The organism is Bacillus cereus group sp. MYBKT111-2, from assembly GCF_051915205.1.
GTDB lineage: Bacteria > Bacillota > Bacilli > Bacillales > Bacillaceae_G > Bacillus_A > Bacillus_A paranthracis.
This window is the reverse complement of sequence record NZ_JBQAEG010000002.1, coordinates 139,036-159,248: the sequence shown is the minus strand read 5'-3', so window position 1 is coordinate 159,248 and position 20,213 is coordinate 139,036. Positions and strand designations below refer to the sequence as shown.

The window sequence follows — 20,213 nt, the reverse complement described above, 5'->3', positions numbered from 1 at the left end:
AGCCCTTATCCTTACGGGTTGACGGGTGGGATTCTTGAATGACTAAACGTTCGCAGTCCATTTCTGTTTTGAACAGACTTCAAGATGAGGGCATCTCATTGCCCCTCCTAAGACAGTGCGTATAGCATCTTAGGCTGATTGACTGTTACCATCAATCACAGTTGCGTAGCGAATATTCATCGCCCCAACAATATCACGATGTTTCTCAAATCCACATCGGCACTTGTATTTTCTGTCTGGTGCTTTGTTCTTTTCAGAACATTTCGGACATGTTTGACTTGTATAAGCAGGGTTCACATATTCTACCTTAATACCAACTAAATTCGCTTTGTATTCAATGAATTGTGCTAAACGATAGAATGACCAAGTGTGTAGATTTTTCTCGTTTTTACGGCTTGTTCTTGCCGTCTGTCTAATATTCGTTAGTTGTTCTAAACGAATAACAGAAATGTTATTATCGGTTGCAAAGTCAATGATTTCACGACTTACTTTGTGGTCTTGGTCTTGCATCCATCTTTGTTCTTTATCATCAAGTTGTCGAATGGCATTTAATTTCTTATTTTCACCTAACTTCTTACGAACACTACGAAACTTACGTTTTATATATTTGTTTTGTCTACCATTGCCGAAGAAACGAACTTTATCATCGTCTGTGATAGCTACCGCAGGGACTTTAAGACCTAAATCTACCCCTAAAATCTTCGTTCCTGTTTTTTCATTTGTAGGAATCATGACAGATATTTGAGCAATCCACTTATTAGATTTCTTCGTGATACGAAGTGTACCTAACTTGTGTGTTAACAAATTAAAATTGCGATTATATTTATCAGTTAATAAAGCACGAACCTTTAAGCGAGTTGATTTTCCATTTACCATGAGTGGAACTGAAATGTGCGTGAAGTCAAACGAATAGTTTTGATTGTTCCATACACAAACAGGTCTCTTTAGAATCGGAATAACTTTGTATTTACTTTTTTTCACCTTTGTAGAAAACACACTTTTAGCGTCTTTAATTGCTTGGTTCTTCACTGCGCTTGGAAGATTAGCTTCAACATCTTTTGTACTTTTCTTAGTGCTCTTCTTCGCTTCAGCCATTTCAGATACAAGTGTATTAATGACTTTGATATACTCATAGCTACTTTGTTCCAATAACTGAATTTGTTCTTTTGTTGGAAGCAATTTAACTTTGACTGTGATTGTTTGTGACACAATTTTCACCCCCTCGTCTTTTGATTTTCAACATACTGTTTAATTGTCTCAGTCGATACATTTCCAGCAGTAGAAACAAAATAGGAACGTGTCCATAGACTTGGCAAGTGTTGAAGATGAGGAAACTCTCCTCTCAAACGCTTCGATGCCACTCCTTTAATTTTCGCCATTGTGTCAGCAGGACTAAGTGTTGGTAGTGTATGCAAGAACAAGTGAACGTGGTCTTTGTCGCATTCCATTGCGACAATAGCAACATCCATTTCTCCGCATATTTCTTGAACCAACTCTTTGAAACGTTCTTCTACTTTTGTGTTAAGAAAAATCTTTCTTCTGTATCGCGGGCAAAACACAAAATGGTAGTTAATTAATGACACAGTTGTTTTGGTTCTTCTATAATCATGTATCATATTCACATTGTATCAGTTTTACTTTTAAACTACACCACAAAAGATACCAATATTTTGAATACTTAAAGTACCACAAACTTAGCGATTTTTAGTGGTACTCCGTATCCAACCTCACTTTCATCCCATGCCTAAAGGCGATGGGCTTTCCCGTTCGGAAAGGGCTGTAATTTGCGCTACTGTCGGATTTTCAAGATTATTTACCCAAGCGGTACCCATATGTCCTTGTAAATAAGAAAGTAAAACAACGTTATTGAAATCTTCGAACATAGTAACTCATTTTTCTCTTGTATGTATATTCGCTTCATATATCATTTACATTCCTGCTTTCTTTAGAATTAATGTACTTCTACTCTTTTCTACATATAAGCAAACGTCTACTACATTCCATATAATTATAAATTATTCATAAATATAAAATTATTATAACATCTAAAAATAAGTAAATGACTGTCCTGTAAAAAGGTTTACAGATAATATACTTAATAATAATTCGCAATCTATATTATTATGTAAAACCCTTAACATTAGTTTAAGGGTTCATTTAAAAATATATGTTATAACTCCTTCTTATAAACAAATGATTCTCTTCCTCCGTTTTTATATACTTTAGTCACTTTAACAACTGATGTGTACGTATTATCGTCATTCGATATTATCTTTTTCATCTCTTCTATTTCAGCATTACCAGTTCCACTCTCTATCCTCAAACAATTCGAAATGTTGAGGTATCCACTCGATGTGAAAAGAATAATAAACGTAAGATCAGGGAAATTAATGAACAGTATTCCAAACTTTAAAGGATTCGTAGCCGTATCAGATAATACTAGTCGGAAACTTAATAATTCAGGCACTTGAACAAAATCTTTAGAAACAATTGCTTCACCTATTATAGTAATTTGTTTTACTACATTTCCCATCTCATCTATAAACCCAGTACAACTAGGCGCATCAATTGTTTTTGCTTGAAGTGATAAATTCAATTCTGAATTGTGAAAGTCAAAAAAGAGTGTGCTTCCCTCTGTTAAACATTGCGGACAAACGTTTCCAAGTAGACTGAAATCCTCTTCAATAAATTTGACTTTCATTTTACAACTACAAACTTTTCCTATTCGAATTGCATCAATCTTAGAGCAATCTACAAAAATAACCTCATCGTCCTCTTGTACGAAGGATACGACACCATTCTTCTTATTAAATGAAAGAAAATAAGATACAACAATTTCATTTCCGGCAATTACAATACTCTCAACTTTTGTAAAAGGCTCTAGACTTCGCAAAAATTCACAAATACTATTTTGGCAACATCGATCATTTCGTTTCGGCTCACAACCCACTTACACTCCATCCCTTCTCTATATGTTTTATCTCATACACATAATATGAGCGGGATATGAGAAAAGCTTGGACAATATAACTTTAACGTAGGAATATATTTGCCTACTTATCGCATTAAAAATGAGTACTAACACATAAATTTCCCTATAAATACATATAACAATTTCATCTTTCATGAAAAAAACGTTATAATGAAGTGTAGCCTCTACGATTACGTTATAAAGGAGATTAAAACAATGGCTAAAATTAAAGTATACCAAGCAAAAGAAGAAAATATGGAAGCAGTAAAAAACATCATTGATGTTGAAGAACAAAATCCAACTGCTGAAAACTTACAAAATCTATACGCATGTGTATTAGATACTGAAGATATGGCATTGCCTGAATCATACATTGAAGAAGATATCTTAATTGATTCTATTGAAGTTATGGTTAACGCTTCTCAAAGCAAAATAAGAGACTTAGGTGCTTACGATGTAATCGAAGTTCAAAACAAAGGTAAGAAAACACAAATTTTATTATTAGCAGACGAAGAATACGAAATCATCGAAGGCTAATCTAAATCCGTACATACGAAAAAGCTCCTTTCCAATTGGAAGGGAGCTTTTTCATTACGCTTTTGATGTTTCGCTCTTTTTATTCTTTTGTTGTTTTTTAATTACCATGCGCTCATTTCCCATAAAGAAAATAAATATGAATGCTAAACCAGCTGGTACCAATGCCCACATAAATGTTTGGACAATTGAGCTAGAAAGAGCATCAATAATTTTATCTAATATTTGCGGTGGAATTTGAGATCTTGCCGATTCTGATAGAATAGCTCTTGAATCTCCTAAAGCGTTTGTATTCATTCCCCCGTTCATACCTTTAAATGCTTCTTCTAATTGATCTTGGAAACCTGTTCTTTGAATCATTCCGAAGATTGTAATACCAAGCGTCATGCCTAATGAACGAATGAAGTTACTCGTTGAAGTCGCAGACCCTCGCTGTTCCATACCAAAGTTGTGGATAGCCGCCATACTTAGTACAGAGAATGAGAAACCAACTCCAAATCCAATAATAATCATATACACTGTTAATAATACACGACTTGTTTCTGGCGTTAATGTGCTTAATAAGAATAGTCCAATTAGCATAATAACAGCAGAAATAATCATAATGTTTCGATAGCTAAGCTTCGTCGTTAAAAACCCACCTAATTGCGCTGTTACAACTGATCCTAACATCATCGGTAATAGTAATAACCCTGAGTTTGTTGCGGTACCTCCGTATACACCTTGAATGAATAACGGAATGTATACAGTTGCTGACATAAACGCAGCACCATAACATAAAGCAATAATGGTACTCATTCCGAATAAGCGCTGCTTAAACATCTCAAATGATATGATTGGCTCTTCTACTTTTCGTTCAATAAAAATAAATGCAATAATTAAAATAGCGAATCCACCAAATAAACTTAAAATAAAGCTAGAATCCCAGTCATACTTTTGTCCGCCAAGTTCTAAAGCAAACATTAAAGAAACTACTGCACCAACTAAAGTAATTGCGCCAAACCAATCAATTTTTTGTTTTCTATGAACTCGTGATTCTTTATAAAAGAATGTAATAAAAATAAGTGCTAAAATACCAAGCGGTAAGTTAATGTAAAATACCCAGTGCCAGCTAATATAATCTGTAATATATGCGCCAAGTAACGGCCCGAAAATACTTGACAATCCAAATACCGCTCCGAATAAACCACCCATTTTCCCGCGCTTTTCAGGAGGGAAAATATCAAAAACAATAGTAAATGCAATCGGTACTAATGCCCCGCCGCCAATACCTTGAATGGCACGATAAATGCCTAACTGTGTAATGTTTTCAGCAGTACCACAAAGTGCCGAACCAATCATAAAGACGATTAAACCAAAAATAAAGAATCTCTTTCTACCATACATATCTGATAGTTTACCGAATATCGGCATACCTGCCATTTCTGCGACCATATAGGCAGAAACGACCCATACAAAGTTTTCAAGACCTCCTAAGTCACCAACGATCGTTCCCATCGCTGTTACGACAATGGTATTATCCATTGATGCCATTAAAATACCTAGCAATAAGCCCGCCACAATAAAGCCGAGCTTATTATTCTTCTCAACCATAACCTTGCTCTCCCTCATACTACTTATATTTGTTTATGTTCTTTTACGACTGTATTACCCTTTTGATTAAAACTAGTATGATATTCTACAACACTAATTTCACACCCAGGGCCAATTGTAACGTTGTTTCCTCTCACTATGTCAGCAATCGTATGTTCTAAATAAATATCATCTCCTTCAACAATTGAAGTTTGAAGGTTTCCAACATGACTAATAAAAGGAAGAAATCTCGCTTTTTTACGAATCGTAATTTTTTTACCACCAATTTCTCTTACCTTACTTCCTTCATAACGAAGTGAGATTTGAATATTTTCACCATTAAGTAATCCATCACTTTCAAGACCACCAGTTAATGATAAATCTTCTACTTCAATATTTCCCCTCACATTTAAAGCACCTTTTACATCGACAAAATCACCTGAAAACTTCCCAGCAATATCTATCATACCTCTAACTTTTGTTTTTTCAATATGTGCATCACCATGCATTTTTGTATTACCATATACTTTTACATATTCTGCATCTACAGTTCCTTGTACTTCACTATCTCCATACACAACATAATTTTTTACTTTCATATTCCCCCGTACATCACTCGTGCCGTACGTTTTAAATTCATTACAGCTCATATCATTAGAAATCGTTCCTTCACCGCGAATCTTCACTTTATTATAATCTCCGCCTGCTGAATTACCGGAACCATTTACTGTGAGACTATGTGGATGTTCCATATTACTTTCTCCTTCCCATTAAACCTGCTTAATTTCTTTTACATTTGCGCTTTTATCAACAGTAAGAACACCTGTATATTCAATGAGTTCAATCTCACAGTTCGGTCCTACTGTAATATTGTTTCCTCTTACCGTTCTTATGTGAGCATAATCAATATCAATATTGTCACCTTCTAATAGTTCAGCTTCTAATTGCAAGCCAAATACTGTTTTAAATAGCCTACTTAATGTACCTGATCTATGTCTTACTTTAATCGTTTGACCACCAATTTCTTTCGCGCGACATGTACCGTGAATATTAATATTTATTTCATCAGCGCTTAATAATCCGCCAATTGTAAATTGTCCTTCTGAAGAAAAAGTATCCACTTCACAATTACCGTCAATTGTTGCTTGACCATTGACTTTAAATTCTTCACCTGTGACATTTCCGCCTATCGTACCTTTTCCTGCAATTTTCAAACTGTTTGCCTTTACATTTTGCGTAATTGTAGCTTTCCCATCAATTCGCATCGTTTCAGCATGAACTGTGCCATCGACTTTACCAGATCCGCTAATTCGTGCACTGTTACTTTTCAAATCGCCAGTAACTGCTCCGTAACCGTTACATTCAAATTGCTCACATTCGACATTTCCATTCACAGTTCCTTTTCCGTTTAATTGCACTTTATGAAACTCACCGCCATTCGATGAACCGTAACCATTTATAATCAAATTATCTGTACGCATACTTTCTCCTCCATTACAACAATTTAGTTTTTAATGCTTCGGTATATTTCATAATCGCTTCTCGTAAAACGATTTTGGTGCCTTTTTCAAAAATTAAGTCGTCCACGTTTGAAACTAAGAAACATGTAGAAATCCCTAACTTTCGGACAATGATTAAGTCACACGTTTTATGTTTCATTGCTTCATAATTTTCACATAAAACTTGCAAGACCATTTTTCCTTCTTCTAAACTAATCTCTCCCGATTGTAGTAATTCTTCTAACATGTACACATAAAGAATATCTACAAATTGAAACTCCGCTGTTTTATTCGTTTGTTCTATGAAAAATTGTAAAACTGGTTCTGATGCAATCCCTTTACGTAAAATGTCTTCCTTCGTTAAAAGAATTTCCCTCACACTCGGTGAAAACATATTCGCTAGTTCATCAAGTGATAGATCCTCTTTCATCGTTTGGATTTTATCAATTCGCTCTAAAATCTTTTCTTTCGGAAAAAATGTCTCCTGACCCGTGAATGTAGACTTTCGTACAAACCAATCTTCCGGTATTAAATTTTTTCTTTTCCACCTATATAACTGTCCATATGAAATACCAGTAAGTTCTAATAAATCTTTTTTTGAAATTAAATCTGTACTCAACTGTATAACACTCCTTCCTGATAACAATGTAACATAACACTGTTACGCTGTAAATAGACTTTTATCACAAGTAGCGTAACAATGTGTAAAACAATCCTGTTTCACACAAAAAAATAGGGTTCTCACGCATCTTATAAAATGCGTAAAAACCCTTATATATCAACATGTAAACCATATTTCATAAAAATCAATCCACCCTTGTGAATTAATCATTATATTTTGTACTTTTTCATGAGAAGTTACTTGTTGTTTGTTACGGTATAAAGGAATAACTTGAACTTGACGTAACAATGTCTCCTCAATATCGCGTAACAGTGTAACTCTTTCCTCTACTTGTTCTTGTTTAAAATAAGGGGACAATAATTTATGAAAATCCACGCTGCTTTGCCCATGAATAAAACTGTTTTTTGTAAGAAACATATATAACAAACTATCTTCTATTCGTTCGCTAATTGTTGCGCTATCATGCATCATATCAGCCTTTTGTATCGTACTAATTTCTAAAAGATCTTCTATTTCAAGAAAATTGGTTTCTACACGAATCCCGTACTTCGCACACTCTTTTTGTATCCATTGTGCATCTTCAACGTGATCTCGTCCTGTAAATGTGTATAGTTGTAGCACTTCACTATGATACGTACTCCTTTTAATTAAACTTTGGATATCTTCGTCAATATCTACTATACTTTCATTTGCTAATATTAGTTTCTTTGCCACTTCTCCACGTTCTCCGCCGAGTTCTTGAACGATTTTATCACCATGAATAATTTTGTATAGCGCTTTTCGAAACAGCTCATCTTGCATTGGCCCTTTTTTTACAAGATTACACGTTACATATGTCACATTCGATTCAAGCCGTGAAAGTTCTTTATTAAGATTTTCTTTATCTTTATACTGTGCCTTTACTAATACGTCATATGTATTTACATTTTGCTCTACATTCAATAGTTCAATTCGGTCAAGAAAAGGTCTTTCACGATAATATAAATCATGTACTTCTAATGCAAATAAATGTGTATTCTTCTCTTGTAATATAAAAGGTCCTGTACCTATGAAGTTTCCCGCTTCATCTTCCTTTACGATAGAACATTGTTCTGCACTTAGCATATGTAAAAACATCCTATTTTCCGTATGTAATTGAATTTCAACAACAAATTCATCCACTGCACGGAAACTTTCAACATGTTGTAACATCCATGCATGTGGGTTGTTTTCAGCTTTCATAAATCGTTTTAATGAATGTATGACATGATGTGCAGTAAGTCGTTTCCCATTATGAAGATGAACGCCTTTTCGTAAATAAAAAGTCCATACCTTTTCAGCATCATCATATTCCCATTGAAAAGCAAGCCTTGGTTCTATAGAGTTTGTTTCCTCATTTACATATACAAGTGTATCAAAAATATGTTTAACCATATGACATTCCGATCGCATCGTAGCGTAAACCGGATCTAAAGCGATATCTAGATTCATTTGTACTTGCAAACGAAGGACATCTCTTCTCCCTTCGGATGTCCTTTCTATTTTATGACCAAATATTGAATCAATCCATGACTGATATTCACTCTGTACGGATGAAAATAGCGAGCTATAGCGTTCCACAAATTCGATTCCGCTCCTCACATCCCCTTTTTTCGTTATTTCTTTTCCCTTATCTAAAATTAATGACTTCGGATGCTTTCGAAATATTACTTTAGAACGCCTCCCTCTCCCTCGTCCTGGAAACCAAGCAATCCAATTTAACTCATCTAATTTTTTTATAATCAATTTACTATTACGTTCTGTACAAAATAATGTTTCGGATATATTTTGGACTGTTATTTCTAATTGTTCTCCTTCTTTTTTCCCTTTCCCATAGGCAACCCATAGTTCAATGTATTGATCTAAAATAAACATCATATTCCCCCTAAAAGGTGAAAAATACTCCCTATTCTTTTTACCCTTTTTCCATTTCTCCTTTCATCTTATCATTTCAATATAGAAAGGAGGAAATAATATTGAATCATCTCTTATTACGTTACAATAAACCAATCATCATTAGACTGTGCGGTGAATTATTAACTCGAACAACAGAATCCATGTTAGCTATCATTATGATTATTTACGTTAATAAGATGCTAAACGGCAATATTATGATGACTATGCTTATTTTCGGGTTACAACCGCTTTCGGACATTATATTTACACTTATTGCTGGAGGAGTGACTGATAAATATGGACGAAAGAAAATTATGTTACTAGGATTGTTACTACAGGGCGTTGCAATCGGTAGTTTCATTTTCGCTCAATCCGTTTTTATCTTTGCATTATTATACGTTATAAATGGTATTGGCCGTTCCTTATATATTCCCGCTCAACGTGCACAAATTGCTGATTTAACAAAACATGGGCAGCAAGCAGAAATCTTCTCACTTCTGCAAACGATGGGAGCAATAGGTACTCTAATCGGTCCTTTAATTGGTACTATTTTTTATAAGACTCACCCTGAATATGTATTTATAGTGCAAAGCATTACACTTATAGCATATGCAGTCGTTGTTTGGACGCAGCTTCCAGAAACTGCTCCGGCAATGACAACACCAACGCAAAAGCTTAAAGTATCATCTCCAAAGCAATTTGTACACAAACATTACGCCGTATTTGGACTAATGATTACTACAATTCCTATTAGCTTTTTTTATGCACAAACTGAAACAAATTATCTTATTTTCGTGAAACATACAATTCCGGATTTCGATCGCATACTCGTTTTTATTACAACATGCAAAGCTCTTATGGAAATCACTCTACAAGTTTTCCTTGTGAAATGGTCTGAACAATTTTCTATGGCGAAAATCATACTTATTGCTTACACCTGCTTTACGATAGCTGCAATTGGCTATGGATTTTCAGCAACAATCTTGTCACTATTTTTCACATTACTCTTTTTAGTCATTGGAGAAAGTGTTGCTTTCAACCATTTGCTTCGATTCGTTTCACAAATCGCTCCTACAGATAAACGTGGATTGTATTTTTCAATTTACGGGTTACATTGGGATGTATCTCGAACGTGCGGTCCTGTTATCGGTGCGGTTTTATTAAGTAAACTAAACGGTAGTATGCTATTTTATAGTTGTGCTTGTTTCTTAATGATTGGCGGCATTATCCAAGCTCTTTTTGTTCAAAATTTAGAGCGTAATAAAATAAAAAAAGACATTTCGGAGCATACTCCCCATGTTTTATAGGCTGCATTTCCCACCCTTTTAACAGTAAAAAGAAGGATGTCACAAAAGTCTCGATGACCTTTGTGACATCCTTTCTTTATTACCCTGCCATTTTATTAATACTATCCTCAGGCGAAAATACCGAAATATGATTTACCTTACCAGTCGATTTTGGAATAATGAATTTTAACTCAAACTGATTGTTTACTTTATATACATATATTTTATCTTCCCCATTTACTTTAACTGCAGCTGGTTTTCCTAAAGCTTTCTCTATTTCTTGAAATGTAATTGATTTTAGTTCTGCATGATAGGAGCGTACATCAAAAACTTGTGATCCTTTATTAAAACCGAAGGAAACATTTTTATTTGTAAAGGTAGCGTACATTCCGTTTCCTGCTTGTTCTGTTTTATCTGCTTTCCCCCACGCTTTTTCTATTTCTTCAATATCTCCTGTATGCGCTGCGAACGGAACATTAGGTACTTTTCCTTCTTTCGCTAGTTCAAATAATTCTTTAACGTGGTTAATTGATTTTTGATTGATTACTGTATCTTTCGTGCTTGGATCTATCTTTGGTTTTGTTGACCCTTCCTTATTTGATTTTTCATCAGGCTCTTTCTTTTCTTCAGAAGTATTATTCTGTTCATTTTTACTATTTTCCGTTGTTGGATCTGTTTCCTTTTTTTCGTCCGTTCCTTTACATGCTACTAATGCAAAAATACATGTAAAAGCGAGAAATAACATACCTATCTTTACATACACTCTCATACATTTCAGCCCCCTATCATAATCTGATTCATTTCGATAACCAATCCATTACACCTCTTTTCAAATTGTGTTTGTTCCAAAAAGTAAATACTTCACTCTCGCCCAATGCTTGTGCAACATATTCTACAAAAGCTGTTCCTAAAAAATAACCGAGTCGGTTGTATCCAAAATATTGTCCGCCAGATAACCGAAACCACTCTTTCTCTTTTTCAAACGTCCATCCTTCTATATAATCTTTCAAAAAACGTTTCTTTATTTGTTCTTCATTTTCTATATAATATTGTAACCAACGTTCACCATCATCGTCATATGAGTAATACACGGATTCATTTAAACCTTTCACAATTTGCTTTGATACGTATGTTGCAACACCTTCACGATACAAATTAACTGCCGCATCGGTCCACTCAGCTTTCTCCCAATCCATTCCATTATTTTGTAACATAACATTATGATATATATGCCCTATTTCGTGAGCGACAATAACACGAAGGTGATTTAAATTTGGAGATAATTTTTCTGCGGCAAAAAACATATCTCCAATAATCTCTCTTTCTACAAATGCATTTGATCCAAATCCTCCAACAAATAAATGAAATTTCATTTTTACATCAAAGTTAAATTTATTATGATATGCATTTGTTACCTCTTGGATAATGATTGGTAATGTTTTAGTAATGATACGAATGTCTTCTATTTTTGCGGGATATTGTTTTATGGCATTAGAAAGACGTTCATTCGTATTAGGACAATGATACTTAAAGTATTCTTCAAATATCTCTGGATGCGAAGTGAAGTATTGATTGAGGACTGCTAATTCTACGTCGGTGCTTTCCCATAATTTTAAAAAACTTGGAATTGTATTGTTTATCATTTTTCCATCTCCTTATATATCCCTTCTCGCCATTTACACTGCACTCCTTCCTTAAATAGAAAAAAGCTGCCCAAAAAGGACAGCTTTACATATGTATTTTTACACTTCGATTGACTTACCATCTTCAACAATATGATAAAGTAAGTGAGCTAAATGATGAATTGGACCATACTCTTCCTCTTCTTCATCAGTTTCACCTTGGAATTCAAGATCATTTAAGTATAGTGCTAAAAATTGATAGTATAGTTTTAAATCAAATCCGTAGCACGCAGTTGGCTCTTCATGATCTCCTTCATATTGTAACATTAAGTATTGATCATTTCCTTCTGCATCTTCTGCATCAAAGAATACGAAGAATCCAACATTTGTATCTAAATCAAATAGATGACGAGTGCCTTTTTCTGTCGCTTTATTGAAGTCCTCTTCACTTAATTTATGTACTGTTGTCGCTTTAGCATTATCTTCTTGATGAAAATTTACTGTAAATGTTTTCAATGCTGACACCTCCTGATTGTATAATACTAGCATAACATATAAAAAGGACTGCTTACAAATGTAAACAGTCCTTACATTCATTTTCGCATTGCTCGCAATAAGAAACTTACGATGAAAATTAAAATAATCGCACCAATTAAAGCTGGAATAATTGCATATCCGCCGATTACTGGGCCGAAACTACCAAGTAATTTCCCACCAATCCAAGAACCAATAATACCAGCAATAATATTACCAATTACACCGCCTGGTACATCCCTACCAGTAATTAAGCTAGCAAGCCACCCTAATATACCACCAACGATTAAAGACCAAATCATATGATAACCTCCTTTATATTTCACCAATCAAAATATAATTAGAAACAATTGCTTACCATTAGTTATGTTACATTTTTCATAAGTTATTCATGGAGCATAACTGTATTTTTTTGTAAAAATAATACATGTTAATTAACTTTTTAGACTAACGATTTATGCAGCTTGAGATATTACACTTATTATGGACAATCGGGCTTCAATATTGTCCGCATAAACTCTTCTTTAAATGCAGGATAATTAAAACCAACCGCAATTCTTTGTATCGGCCGATCATCAAACCTCGTCGGCTCAGCTATTTTTCTAAAGTCAGCCACACTTTGTCCTCTTGTTACGTCATTTGTCGTACTAATCCAAACTGCAGATTTTTTATATTCAAAAATATCATCATTTATAAATGAAATGAACGGAAGCAAATCGTGAATCGGACTTCCAGCAATACCCGGGTATTCTTTTTTATAAAAGTTCTCATAATAAAAATCAATCATTGGTTTAATAAGCTTTGCCTGCCCTGTTCCTTCTTTATTAATAATATCCACCATTTCAGGCGTAATTAGGGCCTGTTGCGTTACATTTAATGGATAAATATTCGCATTCTTTGCGTACTTCATTACAATATTTGCAGCAATTGGATCTCCATAAAAATTTGCCTCCGATACAGGAGTAACGTTACCAGGAAATAAAAACGCACCGCCCATAATATAATAAGAACATATTTTATCCATTACATTTGGATATAATAAAAATAATGTTGCCAATGTTGTTAATCGTCCTGTCGCTACGATAATAATATCTTCTGGACAAGGCTCAATTAATTTAATTAATTCACAAAAATTTTCCCGTTTACAAATCCTCATTTCAGGTGGAATAATGGGACCTAGGCCGTGCTCTCCATGAATTTCAGGAAAAAACAAAGGTTCTTCAGCTGTCATCGGTCTTGCTGCACCCTCAATGATTTTTACTTCTGTAGCATAGTATCTTTCTAAAAAATACACATTTTCTGTTACGATTTCTCGCGATACATTCCCATATTCAGCAACAATACCTAAAATATCTAATTTACATGTTTTATTTGCATAAATTAATGCCACAGCATCATCAATACCAAAGTCTCCAAAAAAGACGATTTTCTTATTAACTATACTCACCCCTCTTCAGCATTATCTACTATTATTAGTATGTAAAAAAGACAAGGCTGTGAAACGGTGCAAACTAAAAAAGCCGCCTATTTATTGGCGACTTCAATCTTTTTATAAGATAAATATGCTAGTACATTTTTACTTGAATCATATTTTGGATTATTTCCTTTTCTTGGTTCTCTCGTATGTGTTTTTTCAAATCCAGGAATATCCGGCATTTTCTCCATAAATTCAAGCATTTCTTCTTCAGTTCCTTCAATACGTACGCGAATCATTATTACATTTCCTCAATTCTCATTTTCTCTGTTACTAAGTATAACGTACTTTGGAAAGACTGCAAGAAATTTATCTTTTTAATGTTAAACTTTTTTTACATACAAACAATGCCATTTCAGTATAAAACGATGTGATTTTATTATTTTCATATTGAATGTTAAAGAATTCTTGCATTTCAACTGATGTTTTCATCATACATTCTGTTAACTTCACCCGCTTCTGCAAAGGTACATTCATCATATCGCACCACCAGTCAAAATCAAATTTCTTGTCAAAAGTAAGACATGACTGCATTTGCAAACCATTTTTCTCTAATAAGGTAATCCATTCTGTTTTTTTCAAAGCCCGTTCATGACTCGGATCCCGCTTTTTTTCTATAAAATTATAAAATGTATCGTATTCATTATTTTCCGGTGAAACATTATCTATTAAAATAAACAATCCCTTATCTTCTAACGTACGATTTACTTCATAAATAAACTGAGCTGGATTCGTAAAGTGATGTGCTGCAATTCGGCACGTAATTGTATCAAAAGAACTATCAGAAAACGGTAAACTCTCAGCGTTTCCAGCAACAAAAGACACATTTTCATGGCCGTTACTTATAATAAATTTTTTTGCATTCTCTAACATTTTTTTTGTTAAGTCTAAAGCAACTACTTCGTTAAACAATGGCGCTAATACATTTGCAACATGTCCTCCGCCAGTAGCAATATCAAGAAGACGATTATTATGACGAGACTCAACTTGTTGAACTACATATTGTAAATCCGGTCCTTTAGCATGAATTTTACTTTTTACATACTTCTCCGCATTATTACCAAACTGTTGTTTCACAAGCTCTTCTTTACTCATTTTATCATCTTCTTTCTATTGTTATTTACATATAGAATTCATATAATAATTAAAGTTCTCTTTATGTATTTTCAAATCCTCTTTTCAGCTCACTTCTTATCATGCTGTCCTATCATCAACATAAAATCGATTTTCCGTTTACATATAAAACAAAAAAGGCTACGGGAACTTGTCCCCTAACCTGACCAAATATCAATTACATTTTTACTTTTTCATATACATCTATATAATATAAATCCTCTTTCAACTTCATAATAACATCTACTTCGTTATAAGTAGCCTCACGAGCATGTAAACCAAATTGATCCATACCAATCCATATCCATCCAGGTGTATGATAGAGAACATCTATGTTAAAATACTCTAATTTAGTAAGCTCCGATTTAATAAATTTATCTTTATTAGCAATTTGTTTATCTATTAAACCATATTCTTTTCCATTTTCCAATAGCGATATAATTTTTCCTACAATCGGGTGTTCACGAACAATAAAGTGATATTCCTTTTCCTCCACATTCGCCACAATTAAACAAGAATCAGATAAATCAGCCTCTAAATTCGACATCTTTATTTATTCACCTCCTTTATGAGTTTCATAAACATAATAACAAATGAATATTCAAATAATATTAATATAATGTAAAAAATAAAAAAGCTGACTTCCCTTTAGAAATCAGCCTTTATAGTTTAATCATCTGTATACTTTTACAAACTATTATAATGTTTCTTTTTCCTCATCTTTTCCAGAAACTAAATTCCCAATAGCATCTGCTGTTACTTCCACCACAAATTCACAAATTCCTGCTACAACTTCTCCAATCACTTCATCCATCATGTTTACCCCCTTATTTTATGTAACTTATTTGTAGTATAGAAGAGATTGGTTATTTTTAACTATCGGATAACGTGACAACAACATTACAGTTTTGTAAGCTTTTTAATTTGTTTCGCTTCTATACTTTGAAACTTCAAGTATGATTCACAAGCATATAGGTCATCATAATATTAAGTGAATACTAATTTTGCTAGAGGAGGCGTGTAAAATTTACTACGTAAAATTAATTAAAGGTCAATCCTTCTATGCTTTTAATCATCGTTTCTTAATGTCTGAAGAAGAAGAGGTTTCCGAGAAAGTTTATAATTACTTACGTCGTAATGAATTTTTCGAAGTACGCAAAGAAGAATATTCGGCCTAATGTATAAAAAGTATCAAGAAAAATATCATTTACTTGTGATAATTTCTTGATGCTTTTATTTTATTTCTCCTTACCCTCAATGAATTTTTAATCATAAGTTTTGTACATTTGGACTTACTTGTTTCATCTATTAACACATCAAATTTTTGACAAATCAAAAAGATTGAATTCCATTCATGAAACACGTAATATAGACTCTGACTCTAAAAAAGTTCGTTATAAATTATACATAAAATAAGGAGGTTTTATATACGAGTTTTTCATTTTAAAAGACGGAGAGGTTTTATATTATGTGGCGTAATAAAAATGTTTGGATTGTTTTAATTGGGGAGTTTATTGCTGGTTTAGGGTTATGGCTTGGTATTCTTGGCAATCTGGAATTTATGCAAAAATATGTCCCTTCTGATTTCATGAAATCAGTTATATTATTTATTGGACTATTAGCAGGTGTTCTAGTAGGGCCTATGGCTGGTCGCATTATTGATCAGTATGAAAAGAAAAAAGTTCTTCTTTATGCCGGGTTTGGTCGTGTTATTAGTGTTATTTTTATGTTTTTCGCTATCCAATTTGAAAGTATCGCCTTTATGATTGCATTTATGGTTGCTCTTCAAATTTCAGCAGCATTTTATTTCCCTGCATTACAATCTGTAATCCCACTTATCGTACGTGAGCATGAGTTATTACAGATGAACGGTGTACATATGAATGTAGGTACAATCGCTCGTATTGCAGGTACTTCACTAGGTGGAATTCTTTTAGTTGTAATGAGTTTACAGTATATGTATGCCTTCTCAATGGCAGCATATGCTTTATTATTCCTCTCAACTTTCTTCCTTCAATTCGAAGATAAGAAATCAACAACACCAAGTAAACAAGCTGCAAAAGATAATAGCTTTATGGAAGTATTTCGTATTTTAAAAGGAATTCCGATTGCTTTCACAGCACTTATATTAAGTATTATCCCTCTATTATTTATAGCTGGATTTAATTTAATGGTAATTAATATTAGCGAAATGCAACATGATCCAACGATTAAAGGATTTATATATACGATTGAAGGTATCGCATTTATGTTAGGTGCCTTCGTTATTAAACGTTTATCGGACCATTTCAAACCTGAAAAGTTACTATATTTCTTCGCAGTTTGTACCGCTTTTGCACATCTATCATTGTTCTTTAGCGATATAAAATGGATGTCTCTTACATCATTTGGTTTATTTGGTTTTAGTGTCGGTTGCTTCTTCCCTATTATGTCGACAATTTTCCAAACGAAAGTGGAAAAAAGCTATCACGGGCGTCTATTCTCATTCCGTAATATGTTTGAGAGAGTTATGTTCCAAATTGTCTTACTTGGCACAGGCTTCTTCTTAGATACGATTGGATTGCAATATATGGTTTTAATCTTCGGAGTTATTTCATTATTAATTATTTTCATATCGCTATCTAAACAGAAACAGTATGAAAAACAACCTTCGCAATCTGCGAATTTATAACATAATTAAAGAAGCATGGATTTAGTAGTATTAAACTAATCCATGCTTCTTTGTTTTATATAATCTTATTTATTACGTTTATTGAAATTATTAAAAGGAGTAAACACTCTTACCTTCGAATACATTATATAAACTATTATCTACAACAAGGCGGTGTAGGAATGTCTGATGGTATGCAATTATTTATTATCTTTATTTTTGTAATAGTTATGTTTAGCATCCTAAACTTTTTAGCCATTTCCCTTTCTCAGCATAACTTTAAAAGAAGAATTGTCGCAGGTTTTATATTTTCACTACTGACTCCCCTTGTCTTTTTGACTACCACAGCATTCGCTTCTATATTTGATAAAGCTGGATTTGTCGCAGGTACATTAGCCTTTATTGTTGCAATTGTATATATTTTAAATGGAATTGTGATCCTACTTTCCTCTTTATTCTTCCTCAAAAGAAACATCACATAAACTATTGTACTCGGCATGAATCTGACTTTACACTAGATTCATGCTTTTTCAATCCCCCCTAAATTTTTATATGAAATTAAATAATTCTTTATAAAAATTTAAACTTTATTTATTACAATGTTCGTATCGTATTCGCACGTTTATTGAAAATGCAAAGAAAGGAGTACAAAATGAAAAAGATTCTATTACTTATTCCATTATTCATTATACTACTCAGTGGATGTAGCAATAATGACATATACGGCACTTGGGAAGTCGTTGACAACAAAAACGGTCTTTGTCCTATATCGTATAAATTTGAAACAGTTGTAAAAGAAGAAAAGAAAGAAAAAATCATTCAATATTTAGTAGAGATGCAAACAACGAAGAAAAAAGAAGATTTATACAAAGGCTCATTTGTTAAGGATTCTAATGTATATCACATTGATTATGGTAACTCATTTACATCAGATCAAACTTTAAAAGTTGTCGATGGCAAATTAAACGTATACTTTTATGCAGTGGAAAAATTATGTACATATAAAAAGAAATAATTACACTTCATATCAAACGCAGAAAATGTTTTCTGCGTTATTTTGTATTCCATCTCTTTATCCTCCCTCTAAATTTGTCAATCATTTTAATTTTCACAAAAAAGTGATAAAATGTAACCATGTGTTTTCAGAATAATTAAAAACGCAGAAAGAAAACACTGTTTTTTAGGAGGGGTTTTGATGACTTACACGTTAGCAACTAGAATGAAAGCATTCCAATCTTCTATATTTAGTGAATTAGGGGCCTATAAAAAAGAAAAAATTGCAGCAGGTCACAAAATGATTGATTTAAGTATCGGGAATCCTGATATGCCACCTGCTGATTTCGTAAGAGAAGAAATGGTACATACAGCCGATCAAAAAGAAAGCTATGGATACACATTAAGTGGCATTCAAGAATTTCACGAAGCTGTAACTGAATATTACAACAACACTCATAATGTTATATTAAATGCCGATAAAGAAGTTTTATTATTAATGGGGTCACAGGACGGACTCGTTCATTTACCTATGGTTTATGCGAATCCAGGAGATATTATATTAGTTCCTGATCCAGGATATACAGCCTATGAAACAGGAATTCAAATGGCTGGTGCAACATCTTACTACATGCCTTTAAAAAAAGAAAATGATTTCTTACCTAACTTAGAGCTAATTCCTGAAGAAATTGCAGATAAAGCGAAGATGATGATTTTAAACTTCCCAGGGAATCCGGTTCCAGCAATGGCTCATGAAGATTTCTTTAAAGAAGTAATCGCATTTGCGAAAAAGCATAACATTATTGTTGTCCATGATTTTGCTTATGCTGAATTTTATTTTGATGGTAATAAACCAATTAGCTTCCTCTCTGTACCTGACGCTAAAGAAGTTGGCGTAGAAATTAACTCTTTGTCAAAAAGTTATAGTTTAGCAGGTAGTCGTATTGGATATATGATTGGAAATGAAGAAATTGTCGGGGCACTTACACAATTTAAATCTAATACAGATTACGGAGTGTTTTTACCAATTCAAAAAGCGGCATGTGTTGCACTAAGAAATGGCGCTGCTTTTTGTGAGAAAAACCGCGGTATTTATCAAGAACGTAGAGATACTTTAGTTGATGGATTCCGAACATTTGGCTGGAATGTTGATAAACCAGCTGGCAGTATGTTCGTCTGGGCCGAAATTCCGAACGGCTGGACTTCTATAGATTTCGCATATGCATTAATGGATCGTGCGAATGTCGTTGTTACGCCAGGTCATGCATTTGGACCTCACGGAGAAGGCTTTGTACGCATTGCACTCGTTCAAGATAAAGCAGTGTTACAACAAGTTGTTGAAAACATTAGAAATAGTGGCATTTTTTCTCTTGAAAAAGCAGAAGAACTAGTTAAAAATTAATGATAACTCCCCTGCTTAACTATAAGC

At 33.5% G+C, this 20,213-nt stretch carries 23 protein-coding genes and 1 pseudogene; 7 read left to right on the top strand and 17 right to left on the bottom strand.

Annotated features, from left to right (window positions below; genetic code table 11):
- Positions 1-129 precede the first annotated feature (129 nt).
- The 4 genes and pseudogenes from ACTFNE_RS05990 to ACTFNE_RS05975 all read right to left on the bottom strand — a co-directional run bounded on the left by ACTFNE_RS05990 (position 130) and on the right by ACTFNE_RS05975 (position 2,950).
- The gene (locus tag ACTFNE_RS05990) at positions 130-1,209 is read right to left on the bottom strand and encodes a transposase (protein ID WP_270704900.1); all 1,080 of its coding nucleotides are present in this window, start codon (positions 1,207-1,209) and stop codon (positions 130-132) included.
- A gap of 5 nt (positions 1,210-1,214) precedes the next feature.
- Positions 1,215-1,616 (bottom strand): IS200/IS605 family transposase, encoded by a 402-nt coding sequence (gene tnpA / locus ACTFNE_RS05985; RefSeq protein ID WP_046199214.1) that lies wholly within the window; start codon positions 1,614-1,616, stop codon positions 1,215-1,217.
- Positions 1,617-1,778: 162 nt separating this feature from the next.
- Positions 1,779-1,883 (bottom strand): annotated as a pseudogene (locus ACTFNE_RS05980) (GNAT family N-acetyltransferase); the annotation flags it as partial.
- A gap of 287 nt (positions 1,884-2,170) precedes the next feature.
- Complete coding sequence (locus tag ACTFNE_RS05975) at positions 2,171-2,950, bottom strand: BC_2878 family exosporium-associated protein (protein WP_270704901.1); 780 nt, start codon at positions 2,948-2,950, stop codon at positions 2,171-2,173.
- Positions 2,951-3,187: 237 nt separating this feature from the next.
- On the opposite strand from ACTFNE_RS05975, the gene ACTFNE_RS05970 reads away from it, so the two are divergent.
- Positions 3,188-3,508, top strand: coding sequence for a hypothetical protein (locus tag ACTFNE_RS05970; RefSeq protein WP_001062732.1), 321 nt, complete (start codon positions 3,188-3,190; stop codon positions 3,506-3,508).
- Between the two features lie 54 nt (positions 3,509-3,562).
- Here ACTFNE_RS05970 and ACTFNE_RS05965 read toward each other — a convergent pair whose 3' ends face one another.
- From ACTFNE_RS05965 to ACTFNE_RS05945, 5 genes are all read right to left on the bottom strand, one after another.
- Complete coding sequence (locus ACTFNE_RS05965; protein ID WP_000229602.1) at positions 3,563-5,098, bottom strand: MDR family MFS transporter; 1,536 nt, start codon at positions 5,096-5,098, stop codon at positions 3,563-3,565.
- A gap of 23 nt (positions 5,099-5,121) precedes the next feature.
- The gene (locus tag ACTFNE_RS05960; RefSeq protein WP_000400898.1) at positions 5,122-5,829 is read right to left on the bottom strand and encodes a hypothetical protein; all 708 of its coding nucleotides are present in this window, start codon (positions 5,827-5,829) and stop codon (positions 5,122-5,124) included.
- An 18-nt stretch (positions 5,830-5,847) separates the two neighbouring features.
- On the bottom strand, positions 5,848-6,558 hold the full coding sequence (locus tag ACTFNE_RS05955) for a bactofilin family protein (protein WP_001258377.1): 711 nt from the start codon (positions 6,556-6,558) through the stop codon (positions 5,848-5,850).
- A gap of 13 nt (positions 6,559-6,571) precedes the next feature.
- Positions 6,572-7,195, bottom strand: coding sequence for a YhbD family protein (locus tag ACTFNE_RS05950; protein ID WP_270704903.1), 624 nt, complete (start codon positions 7,193-7,195; stop codon positions 6,572-6,574).
- Between the two features lie 159 nt (positions 7,196-7,354).
- Entirely contained in the window at positions 7,355-9,091 is a 1,737-nt protein-coding gene (locus ACTFNE_RS05945; protein ID WP_270704956.1) for an SgrR family transcriptional regulator, read from the bottom strand.
- Between the two features lie 101 nt (positions 9,092-9,192).
- Here ACTFNE_RS05945 and ACTFNE_RS05940 point away from each other — a divergent pair, with 101 nt between their 5' ends.
- On the top strand, positions 9,193-10,419 hold the full coding sequence (locus ACTFNE_RS05940; protein ID WP_270704904.1) for an MDR family MFS transporter: 1,227 nt from the start codon (positions 9,193-9,195) through the stop codon (positions 10,417-10,419).
- 79 nt (positions 10,420-10,498) lie between these two features.
- Here the strand turns inward: ACTFNE_RS05940 and ACTFNE_RS05935 are convergent, their stop codons facing one another.
- From ACTFNE_RS05935 to ACTFNE_RS05900, 8 genes are all read right to left on the bottom strand, one after another.
- Positions 10,499-11,167, bottom strand: coding sequence for a YjgB family protein (locus ACTFNE_RS05935; RefSeq protein WP_048557952.1), 669 nt, complete (start codon positions 11,165-11,167; stop codon positions 10,499-10,501).
- A 28-nt stretch (positions 11,168-11,195) separates the two neighbouring features.
- A complete protein-coding gene (locus ACTFNE_RS05930; RefSeq protein ID WP_000609539.1) occupies positions 11,196-12,041 on the bottom strand; it encodes a hypothetical protein in 846 nt (281 codons plus the stop codon).
- A gap of 99 nt (positions 12,042-12,140) precedes the next feature.
- Positions 12,141-12,536, bottom strand: coding sequence for a hypothetical protein (locus tag ACTFNE_RS05925; protein ID WP_000847587.1), 396 nt, complete (start codon positions 12,534-12,536; stop codon positions 12,141-12,143).
- Positions 12,537-12,613: 77 nt separating this feature from the next.
- Positions 12,614-12,856 (bottom strand): GlsB/YeaQ/YmgE family stress response membrane protein, encoded by a 243-nt coding sequence (locus ACTFNE_RS05920; protein WP_000638307.1) that lies wholly within the window; start codon positions 12,854-12,856, stop codon positions 12,614-12,616.
- Positions 12,857-13,035: 179 nt separating this feature from the next.
- On the bottom strand, positions 13,036-14,001 hold the full coding sequence (locus tag ACTFNE_RS05915) for a nucleoside hydrolase (RefSeq protein ID WP_270704905.1): 966 nt from the start codon (positions 13,999-14,001) through the stop codon (positions 13,036-13,038).
- Positions 14,002-14,078: 77 nt separating this feature from the next.
- Positions 14,079-14,267 carry a YvzF family protein gene (locus ACTFNE_RS05910; protein WP_000621882.1) on the bottom strand — a complete coding sequence of 63 codons (189 nt, stop codon included), beginning with the start codon at positions 14,265-14,267 and terminating at the stop codon, positions 14,079-14,081.
- 70 nt (positions 14,268-14,337) lie between these two features.
- Positions 14,338-15,123 (bottom strand): class I SAM-dependent methyltransferase, encoded by a 786-nt coding sequence (locus tag ACTFNE_RS05905; protein WP_270704906.1) that lies wholly within the window; start codon positions 15,121-15,123, stop codon positions 14,338-14,340.
- A gap of 196 nt (positions 15,124-15,319) precedes the next feature.
- Positions 15,320-15,688: a hypothetical protein gene (locus ACTFNE_RS05900; RefSeq protein ID WP_046199222.1), complete on the bottom strand. Its 369-nt coding sequence runs from the start codon at positions 15,686-15,688 to the stop codon at positions 15,320-15,322.
- 478 nt (positions 15,689-16,166) lie between these two features.
- Here ACTFNE_RS05900 and ACTFNE_RS05895 point away from each other — a divergent pair, with 478 nt between their 5' ends.
- The 5 genes from ACTFNE_RS05895 (at position 16,167) to ACTFNE_RS05875 (ending at position 20,186) form a co-directional block, all read left to right on the top strand.
- On the top strand, positions 16,167-16,319 hold the full coding sequence (locus ACTFNE_RS05895; protein ID WP_073541767.1) for a YqbF domain-containing protein: 153 nt from the start codon (positions 16,167-16,169) through the stop codon (positions 16,317-16,319).
- Positions 16,320-16,609: 290 nt separating this feature from the next.
- Positions 16,610-17,812 carry an MFS transporter gene (locus ACTFNE_RS05890; RefSeq protein ID WP_000269246.1) on the top strand — a complete coding sequence of 401 codons (1,203 nt, stop codon included), beginning with the start codon at positions 16,610-16,612 and terminating at the stop codon, positions 17,810-17,812.
- 161 nt (positions 17,813-17,973) lie between these two features.
- Positions 17,974-18,273, top strand: coding sequence for a hypothetical protein (locus ACTFNE_RS05885; protein ID WP_001279505.1), 300 nt, complete (start codon positions 17,974-17,976; stop codon positions 18,271-18,273).
- A gap of 170 nt (positions 18,274-18,443) precedes the next feature.
- Entirely contained in the window at positions 18,444-18,806 is a 363-nt protein-coding gene (locus tag ACTFNE_RS05880) for a lipoprotein (RefSeq protein WP_046199223.1), read from the top strand.
- A gap of 180 nt (positions 18,807-18,986) precedes the next feature.
- A complete protein-coding gene (locus tag ACTFNE_RS05875; protein WP_270704907.1) occupies positions 18,987-20,186 on the top strand; it encodes an LL-diaminopimelate aminotransferase in 1,200 nt (399 codons plus the stop codon).
- Positions 20,187-20,213 lie beyond the last annotated feature (27 nt).

Bases quoted from the DNA above. Each gene is read 5' to 3' on its own strand.
- ACTFNE_RS05890 (WP_000269246.1), top strand. From the start codon at position 16,610: ATGTGGCGTAATAAAAATGTTTGGATTGTTTTAATTGGGGAGTTTATT.
- ACTFNE_RS05945 (WP_270704956.1), bottom strand. From the start codon at position 9,091: ATGTTTATTTTAGATCAATACATTGAACTATGGGTTGCCTATGGGAAA.
- ACTFNE_RS05900 (WP_046199222.1), bottom strand. From the start codon at position 15,688: ATGTCGAATTTAGAGGCTGATTTATCTGATTCTTGTTTAATTGTGGCG.
- ACTFNE_RS05955 (WP_001258377.1), bottom strand. From the start codon at position 6,558: ATGCGTACAGATAATTTGATTATAAATGGTTACGGTTCATCGAATGGC.
- ACTFNE_RS05885 (WP_001279505.1), top strand. From the start codon at position 17,974: ATGTCTGATGGTATGCAATTATTTATTATCTTTATTTTTGTAATAGTT.
- tnpA (WP_046199214.1), bottom strand. From the start codon at position 1,616: ATGATACATGATTATAGAAGAACCAAAACAACTGTGTCATTAATTAAC.
- ACTFNE_RS05875 (WP_270704907.1), top strand. From the start codon at position 18,987: ATGACTTACACGTTAGCAACTAGAATGAAAGCATTCCAATCTTCTATA.
- ACTFNE_RS05920 (WP_000638307.1), bottom strand. From the start codon at position 12,856: ATGATTTGGTCTTTAATCGTTGGTGGTATATTAGGGTGGCTTGCTAGC.
- ACTFNE_RS05880 (WP_046199223.1), top strand. From the start codon at position 18,444: ATGAAAAAGATTCTATTACTTATTCCATTATTCATTATACTACTCAGT.
- ACTFNE_RS05905 (WP_270704906.1), bottom strand. From the start codon at position 15,123: ATGAGTAAAGAAGAGCTTGTGAAACAACAGTTTGGTAATAATGCGGAG.
- ACTFNE_RS05965 (WP_000229602.1), bottom strand. From the start codon at position 5,098: ATGGTTGAGAAGAATAATAAGCTCGGCTTTATTGTGGCGGGCTTATTG.
- ACTFNE_RS05930 (WP_000609539.1), bottom strand. From the start codon at position 12,041: ATGATAAACAATACAATTCCAAGTTTTTTAAAATTATGGGAAAGCACC.
- ACTFNE_RS05970 (WP_001062732.1), top strand. From the start codon at position 3,188: ATGGCTAAAATTAAAGTATACCAAGCAAAAGAAGAAAATATGGAAGCA.
- ACTFNE_RS05910 (WP_000621882.1), bottom strand. From the start codon at position 14,267: ATGATTCGCGTACGTATTGAAGGAACTGAAGAAGAAATGCTTGAATTT.
- ACTFNE_RS05960 (WP_000400898.1), bottom strand. From the start codon at position 5,829: ATGGAACATCCACATAGTCTCACAGTAAATGGTTCCGGTAATTCAGCA.
- ACTFNE_RS05935 (WP_048557952.1), bottom strand. From the start codon at position 11,167: ATGAGAGTGTATGTAAAGATAGGTATGTTATTTCTCGCTTTTACATGT.